The sequence below is a fragment of the Stutzerimonas nosocomialis genome, from assembly GCF_005876855.1.
Classification (GTDB): Bacteria; Pseudomonadota; Gammaproteobacteria; order Pseudomonadales; family Pseudomonadaceae; genus Stutzerimonas; species Stutzerimonas nosocomialis.
The window spans coordinates 1-12,854 of sequence record NZ_QLAE01000011.1 but is presented as its reverse complement, the minus strand read 5'-3'; the positions used below and the strand labels follow the sequence as shown (position 1 = coordinate 12,854).

The following is a 12,854-nucleotide window of genomic DNA, read 5'->3' as shown; positions in this document are numbered from 1 at the left end:
TCAGCGGAAGCGGTCGACCTCGTTCCACAGCTCCTTGGCCAGGCCTTCGAGCTGGCGCGCGGTCTGCGCCAGGTCAGCGACCACCTGACGCTGCTCGCCGTTGGCCTGGGCGATGCTCTGCAGGTTGCGGCTGAGCACCGTGGCGGTGCTGCTCTGCTCTTCGGCCGCGGTGGTGATCACGGCGAACTGCTCGCCGGCCTGGCGCGTCTGGGCGGCGATCTCGGCCAGCGCGGCCACCACCTTGGCGTTGCGCTCCAGGCCATCGCGCATCAGCAGGTTGCCCTTGTCGATGGCCTGGATGGCGCTGCTGGTCTCGCCCTGGATGCTGCCGATCATGGCGGAGATTTCGGTGGTGGCCTGGCGGGTGCGCGAGGCGAGGCTGCGCACCTCGTCGGCCACCACGGCGAACCCGCGTCCCTGCTCGCCGGCGCGCGCCGCCTCGATGGCCGCGTTGAGCGCCAGCAGGTTGGTCTGGTCGGCGATCGCGGTGATGACCGCGACGATGCCGCCGATTTCCTGGGACCGCTGGCCCAGCGTGTTGACCACGGCCGCCGTTCCGGTCAGCGAGCCGGCCACCTGTTCGATCGCGGCGGACGCCTCGGCCATCGCCGCCTCGCCGATGCGCGTCTGCTGGGCGCTGCCATTGGCCATCCGCTCGGTTTCGCGCATGTTGTCGGCGATGTTGGACGAGGTGGCACTGAACTCCTCGACGGCGCCGGCCATGCTGGTGATCTCCCCGGATTGCTGCTCGACGCCTTCGTAGGCGCCCGAGGAAAGGCCGGACAGGTTCTGCGCCCCGCTGCTGACCTGCTGCGCCGCCTGGCGAATACGCGACACCATGGTCGACAGCGCCTCGCCCATCTGGTTGAAGCTCGCAGCCAGCTCGCCGATCTCATCGTCGCTGTCCACCGCCATGCGGGCCTGCAGGTCGCCGGCGCCCAACGCCCGCGCCTGGGTCACCAGTGCCGCCAGCGGCCGCAGGCGCCGACGCAGCAGCCAGACCACGAGCAGCACGGCGACCGACAGCGCCACCAGACTGCCGACCACCAGCCGGACGCCGACCTGCCAGGTCACCTCGCTGATCTCGGCTTTCGGCAGGGAGGCCAGCACCAGCCAGGGCCCCCCGGCGAAGGGGACCGCCACGCTGAAGTATTCCTGCTCGGCGTCGCGCCAGAAGGCGCCGCGCCCCGGGTTCGCGCTCAGCGCTGCGACATCCGCCTCGCCCCGCAGGCCCGACGGCGCGACCAGCCAGGCAGAACGTTCGTCGAGCACCGCCAGCGAACCGGTCTTGCCGATGCGGAATTGTTCCAGATTGGCAAACTGCGCCTTCTGCGCATCGGTGTAGTCGAAGCCGACGAACAGCACGGCGATCACCCGGCCACTGCCGTCTTTGACCGGCGTGTACTGGGTCATGTAGTTGCGCTCGAACAGCAGCGCGCGGCCCACATAGTTGTTGCCCGCCACGAGCCGCGCGTAGGCCGGATGGGCATGGTCGAGCACCGTGCCGATGGCGCGGCTGCCATCCTGCTTGAGCACCGAGGTGGTGATGCGGACGAACTCGTCGCCATCGCGCACGAACACCGTCGCCACGCCGCCGGTCATGGTGCGGAATTCGTCGACCTGGCTGAAGTTGTTGTTCAGCCGTTCGCCTTCCAGGTACAGCGCAGGCGCCTGCAGCGAGCCGGCGGCGATCCGTTCTCCGGCATTGACCGACAAGCCGCGACCGAAGCGTTGCTCGAACAGGCCGGCCAGGCGCTGGGTGCTGTCGCGCAGGCTGCCATGGAAGGTCTCCAGCTGGTCGGCCAGCAGGCGCGCTTCGCTCTGCAGATGCTGCTCGCGGGTCTGCAGGTTGGCGCTGTCCAGCGAATGCAGGGCGAACAGCGTGCTGGCACTGATGACCAGCATGAGAATGACCGCCAGCGCCACGGCTAATTGCCAGGCGATGCGGGAACGGGGGGAATGCATGGAGCGCCTCCAGCTTGAACGGCACGCAAGGGGGCAGGACTGGAGCACCGTTCTTATGAAGGCGGGTGGCGCGTCTCAGTGACCTGGTTCACATCATGGCCATCGGCCTGGCGCGCCATCGCTGAAGCCGGACACAGCGTGAAACATTTGCCCAATGAGACATTCATCACAAAACGAGCAGTCCGACGCCGTCGTCAGCCCGATTGCCCCACCCGCCGTCCCTTGCCGAGGAACCCCTGCAACTCGTTGAAGGGCAGCGGCTTGCTGACCAGGTAGCCCTGGACCTGACTGGCGCCGAAGCTGCGCAGGGCGCCCATCTGCGCGCCGGTTTCAACACCTTCGGCGACGATTTCCAGTTCCAGTTCGTGGGCCAGGTTGATCATCGCCTGCACCAGCTTGCGGTTGTGGGTGCGCCCCTCCATGCCGCCGACGAAGCTCTTGTCGATCTTCAGCAGGCTGATCGGCAGGTTGTTCAGGTGCACGAACGACGAGAAGCCGGTGCCGAAGTCGTCCAGCGAGAAGCGCACGCCCAGGTTGCGCAGGGCCTGCATGGTCTGGCGCACCTGTTCGCTGCGGCGCATCACCGCGGTTTCGGTCAGCTCGAACTCGAGCCAGCCGGGGTCCACGCCGCGCTCGTCGATCAGGCGGCTGAGGGTCGGCAGCAGCTGGCTGTCCTGGAACTGGCGAAAGGACAGATTGACCGCCATGTGCAGCGCATCGTGACCACCGCCTTGCAGATGCTGCATGTCGCGCAGTGCGCGGGACATCACCCAATAGCCGAGGGGCACGATCAGGCCGCTCTCCTCGGCCATCGGGATGAATTCGTTGGGCAGCAGCAGGCCGCGCTCGGGATGCTGCCAGCGCACCAGCGCCTCGAGCCCGACGATACGGTTGTCTTCGATGGACAGGCGCGGCTGGTAATGCAGCTCCAGTTCGTCGCGGCGCAGCGCCCTGCGCAGTTCGCTTTCCAGATCCGCGAGGCTGCGCGCGCCCCGGTTGATCAACGGGTCGTAGCGATACCAGGTGCATCCCTGGCGGATCTTGGCCTGCTGCATGGCGATGTGCGCCTGGACCATCAGCGAATCGGTATCGTCGGCACCATCGGCGTCGGCGATACCCAGGCTGCAGCCGAGCATGATGCTCTCGCCATCGAGCCAGTACGGCTCGGCCAGCGCCTCGACGATACGGTCGGCGACGTCCTCGTCGCGTTCGGACTGGCGCCGGGTGTCGAGCAACAGGGCGAATTCGTCACCGCCAAGGCGGGCGACGACATCCCCCTCGGCCAGCTGCGAGCGCAGGCGCGCCACCACCTGGAGGATCAGCCGATCGCCGGCCTGGTGACCGAGGGAGTCATTGACGTGACGAAAATTGTCAATGTCCAGATGCCCCAGGGCCAGCCCCTCGCCCCCGTCGCTGGCCAGGTGGGCGCTGAGCAGAGCCTGGAAACCCTGGCGGTTGGCGATGCCGGTAAGGGGGTCGTGCTCGGCCAGGCGCTGCACCGTCGCCTGCAGGCGAATCCGTTCGAGGGCGTAGCGCAGGCAGCGACTGAGCACGTCGGGGCTCAGCTGGCTGCGGACCAGCCAGTCCGCCGCGCCTTCGGGCGGTGTCGACGGTTCCTGGTCGAGCAGCAGCACCAGAGGCCAGCCCCCCGTGGCGGCCGGCCGGCACGCGGGCGTGGCGAACAACAGGTAGTGTCCGGCCGGATCCAGGCGCAGGCTGGCGGTCTCCCAGTCGGGGGCGACGATCAGCGGCAGCGTGTTCCCGGCGGCATGCAGGCAGTTGCGCAGGCGCGCAATCCACTCGGGCTGTTCAGCCAGGATCACCAGACGCAGGGAGGGGGCGGGCGCGGACACGCAATCTCCTTTTTCCAAGAATCATGGAGGCGTTCACTCGCCTTTTGCGCCGTGCGGCGCATCCATTGCACATCCCCTATGCAAAAAACGATGCCAATCTTGATCAGTGTTTACCGCGGGGGCTAAGCGTAATCCATTTCCGTGATAATCCAAGTCGCCAAACCGATGACCGGCAACCTGAGCGTGCACGAGCGGGCCCTGCCCCGGCGACCCGCTCCTGTTAAACTCGCGCCCCCGCTGCAACTGACGCTTTTTCCACGCCATGTCGCGACTCAATCCCCGGCAACAAGAGGCCGTCCACTACGTCGGCGGCCCGATGCTGGTACTGGCCGGCGCCGGCTCCGGCAAAACCAGCGTGATCACCCGCAAGATCGCCTACCTGATCCAGCAGTGCGGCATCCGCGCGCAATACATCGTCGCCGTGACCTTCACCAACAAGGCCGCGCGGGAAATGAAGGAACGCGTGAGCAGCCTGCTGCGCGGTGGCGAAGGCCGCGGCCTGACGGTGTCGACCTTCCACAACCTGGGGCTGAACATCATCCGCAAGGAGTTCGCCCGGCTCGGCTACAAGCCCGGCTTCTCGATCTTCGACGAGGGCGACATCAAGGCGCTGCTCACCGACATCATGCAGAAGGAGTATGCCGGCGACGATGGCGTCGACGAGATCAAGAACCTGATCGGCGCCTGGAAGAACGACCTGATCCTCCCGGAAGAGGCGCTGGCCAATGCGCGCGGCCCCAAGGAACAGACCGCGGCAATCGTCTACACCCACTACCAGCGCACCCTGCGCGCCTACAACGCGGTGGATTTCGACGACCTCATCCTGCAGCCGGTGAAGCTGTTCCAGAACCACCCGGACATCCTGGAGAAATGGCGCAACCGCGTGCGCTACATGCTGGTCGACGAATACCAGGACACCAACGCCAGCCAGTACCTGCTGGTGAAGATGCTGGTGCAGGAGCGCGCGCAGTTCACCGTGGTGGGCGACGACGACCAGTCCATCTATGCCTGGCGCGGTGCGCGGCCTGAAAACCTCATGCAGCTCAAGGAGGATTTCCCGTCGCTCAAGGTGGTCATGCTCGAGCAGAACTACCGCTCCACCAGCCGCATCCTGCGCTGCGCCAACGTGCTGATCGCCAACAACCCCCACGTGTTCGAAAAGCAGCTGTGGAGCGAGATGGGCCACGGCGACCCGATCCGGGTGATCCGCTGCCGCAACGAGGACGCCGAAGCCGAGCGGGTGGCGGTGGAGATCCTCACCCTGCACCTGAAGACCCAGCGGCCCTACAGCGACTTCGCCATCCTCTATCGCGGCAACTACCAGGCCAAGCTGATCGAGCTGAAGCTGCAGCACCACCAGATCCCTTATCGCCTGTCCGGCGGCACCAGCTTCTTCGGGCGCCAGGAGGTCAAGGACCTGATGTCCTACTTCCGGCTGCTGGTGAACCCGGACGACGACAACGCCTTCCTGCGGGTCATCAACGTGCCGCGCCGGGAGATCGGCTCCACCACCCTGGAGAAGCTCGGCAACTACGCCACCGAGCGCAAGATCTCGATGTTCGCCGCCTGCGACGAGATCGGCCTTGGCGAACACCTGGACTCGCGCTTCACCGAGCGCCTGCAGCGCTTCAAGCGCTACATGGACAACCTGCGCCAGCAGTGCGCGCAGAGCGACCCCATCGCGGCGCTGCGCAGCATGGTCATGGACATCGACTACGAGACCTGGGTGCGCTCGCAGACCTCCAGCGACAAGGCCGCCGACTTTCGCATGAGCAACGTCTGGTTCCTCATCGATGCGCTGAAGAACACCCTCGAGCGCGACGAGGAAGGCGGCATGACCATCGAGGAAGCCATCGCCAAGCTGGTGCTGCGCGACATGCTCGAACGCCAGCAGGAAGAGGAAGAAGGCGCCGAAGGCGTGCAGATGATGACCCTGCACGCCTCCAAGGGGCTGGAATTCCCCTACGTGTTCATCCTCGGCATGGAGGAGGAAATCCTCCCGCACCGCTCCAGCATCGAGGCCGACACCATCGAGGAAGAACGCCGCCTGGCCTACGTGGGCATCACCCGGGCGCGGCAGAACCTGGCGATGACCTTCGCCGCCAAGCGCAAGCAGTACGGCGAGATCGTCGAATGCATGCCCAGCCGCTTCCTCGACGAGCTGCCGCCCGACGACCTGGAGTGGGAAGGCCAGGAAGACGCGCCGGCCGAGGTCAAGGCCGCCCGAGGCAACGACGCCCTGGCCGCGATGCGGGCGATGCTCAAGAAATAGGGCGCCTCAACGGCCGCCGAGGATTGCCTCGATGCGCGTGGCCAGCACGTCCATGGAGAACGGTTTGGTCAGCACGTGCATGCCCGGCTCCAGCCCGCCATAGCCGAGCACCGAGTGTTCGGCATAGCCGGTGATGAACAGCACCGGCAGGTCCGGACGCTGGGCACGCGCGGCGTCCGCCAACTGCCGGCCGTTCATGCCGCCGGGCAGGCCGACATCGGAAATCAGCATGTCGATGCGCGCCGACGAGCGCAGCAGTTCCAGGCCCGCGGCACCGTTGGCCGCCTCCAGCGCGGTGTAGCCGAGCTCACCCAGCACCTCGGCGATCAGCTCGCGAATCGTCGATTCGTCGTCCACCACCAGCACCGTCTCGCCCCGCAGGGCGCCGGAGGGCGTCGACTGCGTGCCCTGCTCGCCCGCAGGCTCCAGGGCATCGCCGCTGCGCGGCAGGTACAGGCTCACCACCGTGCCTTCGCCGGGCGTCGAATCGAGCCGGACCTGGCCGCCGGACTGGCGAGCGAATCCGTAGATCATCGAGAGACCGAGGCCGGTGCCCAGGCCCATTGGCTTGGTGGTGAAGAAGGGGTCGAAGGCGCGGCCGGCAACCTCGGCCGTCATGCCGACGCCGGTGTCGCTGACCCGTATCCGCGCGTAATCGCCCGGCGTGAGTTCGAGGGAAGCCGCCAGGGCGTCGGCGATCGAGACGTTGCCGGTCTCGATCGTCAGCTGCCCGCCCTCGGGCATCGCGTCGCGGGCGTTGAGGCACAGGTTGAGCAGCGCGTTTTCCAGCTGGTTGGCGTCGCAAAGGGTGATCCACAGGCCATCGTCCAGCTGCGTGCGCAACTCGATGCCGGGGCCGACGCTGCGCGAGATCAGTTCCACCATGTCGACGATCAGCAGGTTCACCTGCAACGGACGCGGGTCGAGGGTCTGCCGACGGGAAAAGGCCAGCAGCCGGTGCGTGAGCGCCGCGGCACGCTGGGTGGCCCCCTGCGCCAGCAGCAGGTAGCGCTCCATCTCGTCGTAGCGCCCCTGCTGCAACCGCGCCTGCATCAGGTCGAGGCTGCCGGACACGCCGGTCAGCAGGTTGTTGAAGTCATGCGCCAGGCCACCGGTCAGCTGCCCCACCGCCTCCATCTTCTGGCTTTGCCGCAACAGCGTCTCGGCCTCTTCCAGCGCCCGGGCCTGGGCCTTGAGCGCGCTGATGTCCCGGACGTTGGCGTACACCAGCCCGTCGCGCGCCACCGAACTCCAGGACAGCCAGCGGTAGCTGCCATCGCGATGACGCAGGCGGTTCTCGAAATCGAACAGGACCTCGCCTTCGGCCAGCGCGCCCATCGCCCGCTGGGTGCGCTCCAGGTCGTCCGGATGCACCAGCGTCGAATAGTGCCGCCCGGCCAGCTGTTCGCGGTCCCAGCCCAGCACGCCGCTCCAGGCCGGATTGAGGCTGGCGAAACGGCCGTCGAGCCTGACGGTGCAGAGCATGTCCGGTGCCGCCTGCCAGACCTGGTCGCGCTCGCGGGTGCGCAACTCCGCCCGCCGCTCGAGCGTCGCGGCGAACTGCCGCAGCCTGGTGTAGCTGTGGTGCAGCGCGGCGCAGACGGTGACGATGCTGGCGTTGACGACGAGGTAGAGCGCATTGGCCACCCACTCCTGGCCGCTGAGCCGGAAGGAATTCGGCTCACCGACGAACAGGTAGGCGGCCAGGAGCGCGCTGAGCACCGTCGAAACCAGCCCCGGGCCCAGCCCCAGGACGAAGCTGATGACCATCAGCACCGGAATGAAGAACAGGTACGGCAGGCCCATGACCGGCAGGGCCTGCCGCGCATAGGCGCTGACCAGCACCGCCAGGATCGCGATCAGGTACCGCGAGGGCAGCGAGAGCCGCCGGCTCGGCAGTGCGCCGAGCAGACGGTAGACGAAGGGGGGCGTGTCTCGGCGCAAGGGCTGGACCTGAAAGGCTGCCGCCGGATGGCAGCGGTTCGGCAGTATAGGGAAGACCCGGCGCGGCACACAGGGCAATCTGCCGCGCCGGCCCCGTCAGACCTGGCTCGGCCGGGTGCCTTGCCCTTGCCAGGCCAGCGCCACGTCGAGCATGCGATGGGCGAACGCCCACTCGTTGTCGTACCAGGCCAGGACCTTGACCAGATCGCCCTGGACACGGGTCTGGTTGAGGTCCGCGATGCAGGACACCGGGTAGCCGACGAAGTCGCTGGACACCAGCGGCACCGCGTTGCACTCCATCACCCCGTCCGGCATGCGCCGCGCGCCTTCGCGCAGCACCTGGTTGATCGCATCGGCGTTGCCCGGGCCACGCTCGGCGGTGAAGGTCAGGTCGAGCAGCGACACCGTGGGCGTCGGCACCCGCACGGCGAGCCCGTCCAGCCGGCCGGCGAGTTCCGGCAGGACCAGACCGATGGCCTTGGCCGCCCCGGTGGTGCTGGGGATCATCGAGAGCGCGGCGGCCCGGGCGCGATAAAGGTCCTTGTGGGTCTTGTCCAGCAGGTTCTGGTCGTTGGTGTAGGAATGCACGGTGTTCATCAGCCCGCGCCGGATGCCGACCGCCTCGTGCAGCACCTTGGCCAGCGGCGCCAGGCAGTTGGTGGTGCAGGAGGCATTCGAGATGACCTGCTGGTCGCCCAGCTGTTCATGGTTGACGCCATAGACGACGGTCAGGTCGGCGCCGTCGAGCGGATGCGAGGCGAACACCCGCCGGGCGCCGGCCTGCAGGTGCTGGTCGATGTCGGGGCGCTTCTTGAAGCGGCCGGTGCATTCCATCACCAGGTCCACGTCCAGCGCCTTCCAGGGCAGGTTGCCCAGTTCGCGTTCGCTCAGCAGGCGGATCGACTGGCCACCGACGTGCATCTGGTCGCCCTCGACGGTGATCTTTTCGCCGAAACGGCCGAAGGTGGAATCGAAACGGGTCAGGTGGGCCAGCGTCTCGTTTTCGCTGAGGTCGTTGATCGCCAGGATCTGGATCTGGTCGCCCAGTCCGCGTTCGAACAAGGCCCGAAGGACGGCCCGACCGATACGGCCATAGCCATTGAGTGCGATACGGAGCATGACGCTCTCCTCTTGGTGAATGCCCTCACAGCTTAGGTCACTGAGCCGGCGGCAAGGCTCCGCCCGGCGGAACTGCGACCGCAGGCCGCGGCGAACCCACACCGGTAGCGCCAGTCCTACCTGCAACGACCCGCCGGAGAAACCGCCATGCCCCTGCCCGCTTCGTCGCCCGCCGCGCATTTCTGCGCCCGCCCATGAACCGTCCACTGGACGCCAGCCATTGGCGCGCCTGGCGTGGCGAGGTTTTCCCCGACGACAGCTGGCGCATTGCCGCAGGCGAACTGCAGGCGATCGACACCGCACCGAGGGTCGATCTGGTGTCGCACGAGCGCTTCGCCGATTTCATCTTCGGTTACGAATTCTGCCTGCCGGCGGAGGGCAACTCCGGGGTGCTCTACCGTGCCAGCGAAGCGGCCGAGCTGTCCTGGCAGAGCGGCCCGGAGGTCCAGCTGCTCGACGATGCGCGGCATCCGGACGGCCAGCAGGCCACCACCCGCAACGGTGCGCTCTATGCCCTGCGCGCGCCGACCCTGGCGACACCGATCGAGCCCGGGCGCTTCGTCAGCGCGCGCCTGGTGGTTCGCGCAGCGCAGGTCGAGCACTGGTTCGACGGCAGGCAGGTGCTCGCCTATCGACTCGACGACCCGGCGCTGCGGGAGGCCATCGGGCACAGCAAGTTCGCGCCGTATCCGGGCTTCGGCGCCGAGCGATCGGGGCATCTGGTCCTGCAGCACCACGGCGATGCGGTGCGCTTTCGCAACCTGTGGATCGACACCTTCGACTGAGCGCCGCCGGCCTGGCAGCGCTTTGAATTGCCCGGGCGTTGAGCGAGAATGCGCGGCTTTCCAGGCGACGGTAGGCGACGCCTGTGCGTAGATCCGCTTGAGAGGCGCGTTCGTGGAACAGCTGAAAGAGAAAATCCGCAGTGAAGGCATCGTGCTGTCCGACAAGGTGCTGAAGGTCGACGCGTTCCTCAATCACCAGATCGACCCGCACCTGATGCAGCAGATCGGCCAGGAATTCGCGCGCCGCTACCAGGGCCAGGGCATCACCAAGATCGTCACCATCGAGGCGTCCGGCATCGCGCCGGCGGTGATGGCCGGACTGGAACTGGGCGTTCCGGTGATCTTCGCCCGCAAGCACCAGTCGCTGACCCTCACCGATCACCTGCTGACCGCCTCGGTGTATTCGTTCACCAAGCAGGTGGAAAGCACCATCGCGATCTCCACCCATCACCTGAGCCCGAACGACCGGGTGCTGATCATCGATGACTTCCTGGCCAACGGCAAAGCCGCCAAGGGCCTGATCACCATCATCGAGCAGGCCGGCGCGAGCATCGTCGGCCTGGGCATCGTCATCGAGAAATCCTTCCAGGCCGGTCGCCAGGAACTCGAAGCCCTCGGCCTGCGCGTCGAGTCCCTGGCACGCGTGCAATCGCTGCAGGACGGCAAGGTCTACTTCGTCGACTGACCGGGGTCAGGTCAGGCCTGGCGCCACAGGGCGACCAGCGCGCCCTGGGTGCCGGCCACCGGATCGCTGATCGGCACGTCGACCCGGGCGATGCGGGCCACCGCGTCATCATGGGTGGCCGCGTCCGGGCGCATCACGTCGTAAGGCTGGTTCACCGGATAGCCGCCCACCACCAGAAAGTCCTCGCTGGCCGAGAGCTGGCAATGCCCGGTGCCGGCCGGCAGCACCAGCGCGTCGCCCCGGCGCACCTCCACTTCCTGCCCCTGCTCGCCCCCGAGCATCAACCGCGCATGGCCGCTGGCGACGCCGAGCACCTCATGGGCGGTGGAGTGATAGTGATGGTAGTCGTAGACATCCGCGCGCCATTGCGCAGGCCACAGGTGGGTGGCGAACAGCGCCTCGAAGGCGGACGCGTAATCGCCGTCCGCCAGCGGCAGGTCGCGGTAGATCAGCACGGGATGCGGACTGTTGGGCGTGCGCCCATCGCTGTGCAGCAGCAATTGCTCGGGAGTCTGGGCGGAGCTGGGCATGGGGACCTCGCGAATCGGATGATCCGGACCCGGCGACGGGCCGGTTACAGGGATTGGACCCGGTCCCGCCTGTTTTGCTCAGCTGAAACGACGAAGCCGCCCGTAGGCGGCTTCGTCTGGCACGATGCGATCAGAGACCGGACATGTGCTCGATCGCTTCGCGCAGCTCGTCATCCGAGCAGCTGGCGCAGGTGCCCTTGGGCGGCATGGCGTTGATACCGCTGATCGCCTTGGCCAGCAGGCCATCCATTCCGCCTTCCTTTTCGGAGCGGGCTTGCCAGGCGGCGGTGTCGCCAACCTTCGGGGCGTCCAGCAGGCCGGTACCGTGGCAGGCGTTGCAGAACTTGGCGACCACCGCTTCACCGGTCATCGCGGCGCCGCCGGCCGCGGCGGCAGCGCCCGGACCCGCAGCGGCGCACTCTTCGCCCTGGATGCAGACCGAGCCGACCGGCTTGAGGCGGTTGGCAATGTTTTCGTCACTCGCAGCCTGAGCGCCCATTGCCCACAAGGCCAACACGGCAGCCTGTGCTGCCAGGATCTTCTTAATCAGCTTCACCTTACATCCTCATGTGGCTAGATACGCCCGCGGCCACGGTGACGGGCCCGACGACCATCGGTCGCAGTCGTTCGAAAAAGGGGCCTGTTACGCGAGCGGGCGCCAGTATAACGGTTAGGTTTGCCCTCCGAAACAACCCAGGTTGTCGCGGGGGCTTTCGGATTCCGCGTTGCCGCCGAGCGGCAGGTGCGCTACAGCGTACGCCAGTCCTGCCGCGCCGTCAGAAATTGGCCGGCGTGGTGGCGCTGATCAGCCGAGCCGGCTCGCCGAACGGGTTGCGAAAACGATGGGGCTTGCTGCTTTCGAAGTAGTAGCTGTCGCCGCTCTGCAACACATAGACCTGGTTGTTGACGGTCAGCTCCAGCTGCCCCTGCACCAGCATTCCGGCTTCTTCACCCTCGTGGGTCAGCATCTCTTCGCCGGTGTCCGCTCCGGGCGGGTAGGTCTCGTCGAGGAAGGCGATCGCGCGGCTCGGATGCGCCTTGCCGATCAGCTTCATGCTGACGTTGCCGTCGGAGATGTCGATGAGTTCTCCGGCCCGGTAGACCACCTGGGTATCGCTGTCCTGTTCGAAATCCTGCGAAAAGAACTCCACCAGCGACATGGGAATCCCGCTCAGCACCTTTTTCAGCGAGCTGATCGAGGGGCTGACGCTGTTCTTTTCGATCATCGAGATGGTGCTGTTGGTGACGCCGGCACGCTTGGCCAGTTCACGCTGGGAGAGTCCCTTGAGCTTGCGGATGGTTTGCAGTCGAACACCGACGTCCAATGCCTGAGCCTCTTGTAATGCACGGCGAAGAGGCGGCTATCATGGCGACGGCGTTCAGTATTTACAACACGGAGTTCGGATATTTGCTCGCCCGTCGGGCGGCGTCACTCGGGCAGCGCCGCCACCACCGAGAGCTCGACCAGGATTTCAGGCTCGCACAGCTTCGCCTCGACGGTGGCCCGCGCCGGCGCGACGCCTTCGGGCAGCCACTGGTCCCACACCGCGTTCATGCCGGCGAAATGGGCGTCGATGTCCTTCAGGTAGATGGTCACCGACAGGATGTGCCGCTTGTCGCTGCCGGCTTCGGCGAGCAGCGCCTCGATGGCGGCCAGGGTCTCGCGGGTCTGCTGTTCGATGCCGGCGCTCAGGTCGTCCG

General features: G+C 66.9%; 11 protein-coding genes. 3 read left to right on the top strand and 8 right to left on the bottom strand.

Annotated elements, in window-relative coordinates:
- Positions 1-1,965 (bottom strand): methyl-accepting chemotaxis protein, encoded by a 1,965-nt coding sequence (locus tag DN824_RS08960; RefSeq protein ID WP_138408017.1) that lies wholly within the window; start codon positions 1,963-1,965, stop codon positions 1-3.
- 194 nt (positions 1,966-2,159) lie between these two features.
- A complete protein-coding gene (locus tag DN824_RS08955) occupies positions 2,160-3,818 on the bottom strand; it encodes a putative bifunctional diguanylate cyclase/phosphodiesterase (protein ID WP_138408016.1) in 1,659 nt (552 codons plus the stop codon).
- Positions 3,819-4,080: 262 nt separating this feature from the next.
- Between DN824_RS08955 and rep the strand changes: the two genes are divergently transcribed.
- Positions 4,081-6,090, top strand: a complete 2,010-nt coding sequence (gene rep / locus DN824_RS08950) for a DNA helicase Rep (protein WP_138408015.1) — start codon at positions 4,081-4,083, stop codon at positions 6,088-6,090.
- A 6-nt stretch (positions 6,091-6,096) separates the two neighbouring features.
- On the opposite strand, the gene DN824_RS08945 is transcribed toward rep, so the two are convergent.
- A complete protein-coding gene (locus DN824_RS08945) occupies positions 6,097-8,034 on the bottom strand; it encodes an ATP-binding protein (protein ID WP_158295318.1) in 1,938 nt (645 codons plus the stop codon).
- 96 nt (positions 8,035-8,130) lie between these two features.
- On the bottom strand, positions 8,131-9,153 hold the full coding sequence (gene gap / locus DN824_RS08940; protein WP_138408013.1) for a type I glyceraldehyde-3-phosphate dehydrogenase: 1,023 nt from the start codon (positions 9,151-9,153) through the stop codon (positions 8,131-8,133).
- A gap of 194 nt (positions 9,154-9,347) precedes the next feature.
- Between gap and DN824_RS08935 the strand changes: the two genes are divergently transcribed.
- Positions 9,348-9,938, top strand: coding sequence for a 3-keto-disaccharide hydrolase (locus tag DN824_RS08935; RefSeq protein ID WP_138408012.1), 591 nt, complete (start codon positions 9,348-9,350; stop codon positions 9,936-9,938).
- Between the two features lie 112 nt (positions 9,939-10,050).
- On the top strand, positions 10,051-10,623 hold the full coding sequence (locus tag DN824_RS08930; RefSeq protein WP_138408011.1) for a xanthine phosphoribosyltransferase: 573 nt from the start codon (positions 10,051-10,053) through the stop codon (positions 10,621-10,623).
- 11 nt (positions 10,624-10,634) lie between these two features.
- Here the strand turns inward: DN824_RS08930 and DN824_RS08925 are convergent, their stop codons facing one another.
- From DN824_RS08925 to DN824_RS08910, 4 genes are all read right to left on the bottom strand, one after another.
- Positions 10,635-11,153 carry a cupin domain-containing protein gene (locus tag DN824_RS08925; protein WP_138408010.1) on the bottom strand — a complete coding sequence of 173 codons (519 nt, stop codon included), beginning with the start codon at positions 11,151-11,153 and terminating at the stop codon, positions 10,635-10,637.
- A gap of 130 nt (positions 11,154-11,283) precedes the next feature.
- The gene (locus DN824_RS08920) at positions 11,284-11,709 is read right to left on the bottom strand and encodes a c-type cytochrome (RefSeq protein WP_138408009.1); all 426 of its coding nucleotides are present in this window, start codon (positions 11,707-11,709) and stop codon (positions 11,284-11,286) included.
- A gap of 220 nt (positions 11,710-11,929) precedes the next feature.
- On the bottom strand, positions 11,930-12,478 hold the full coding sequence (locus DN824_RS08915) for a cupin domain-containing protein (RefSeq protein WP_138408008.1): 549 nt from the start codon (positions 12,476-12,478) through the stop codon (positions 11,930-11,932).
- A gap of 104 nt (positions 12,479-12,582) precedes the next feature.
- A partial coding sequence (locus DN824_RS08910) for a RidA family protein (RefSeq protein ID WP_138408007.1) occupies positions 12,583-12,854 on the bottom strand: 272 nt, incomplete at its 5' end.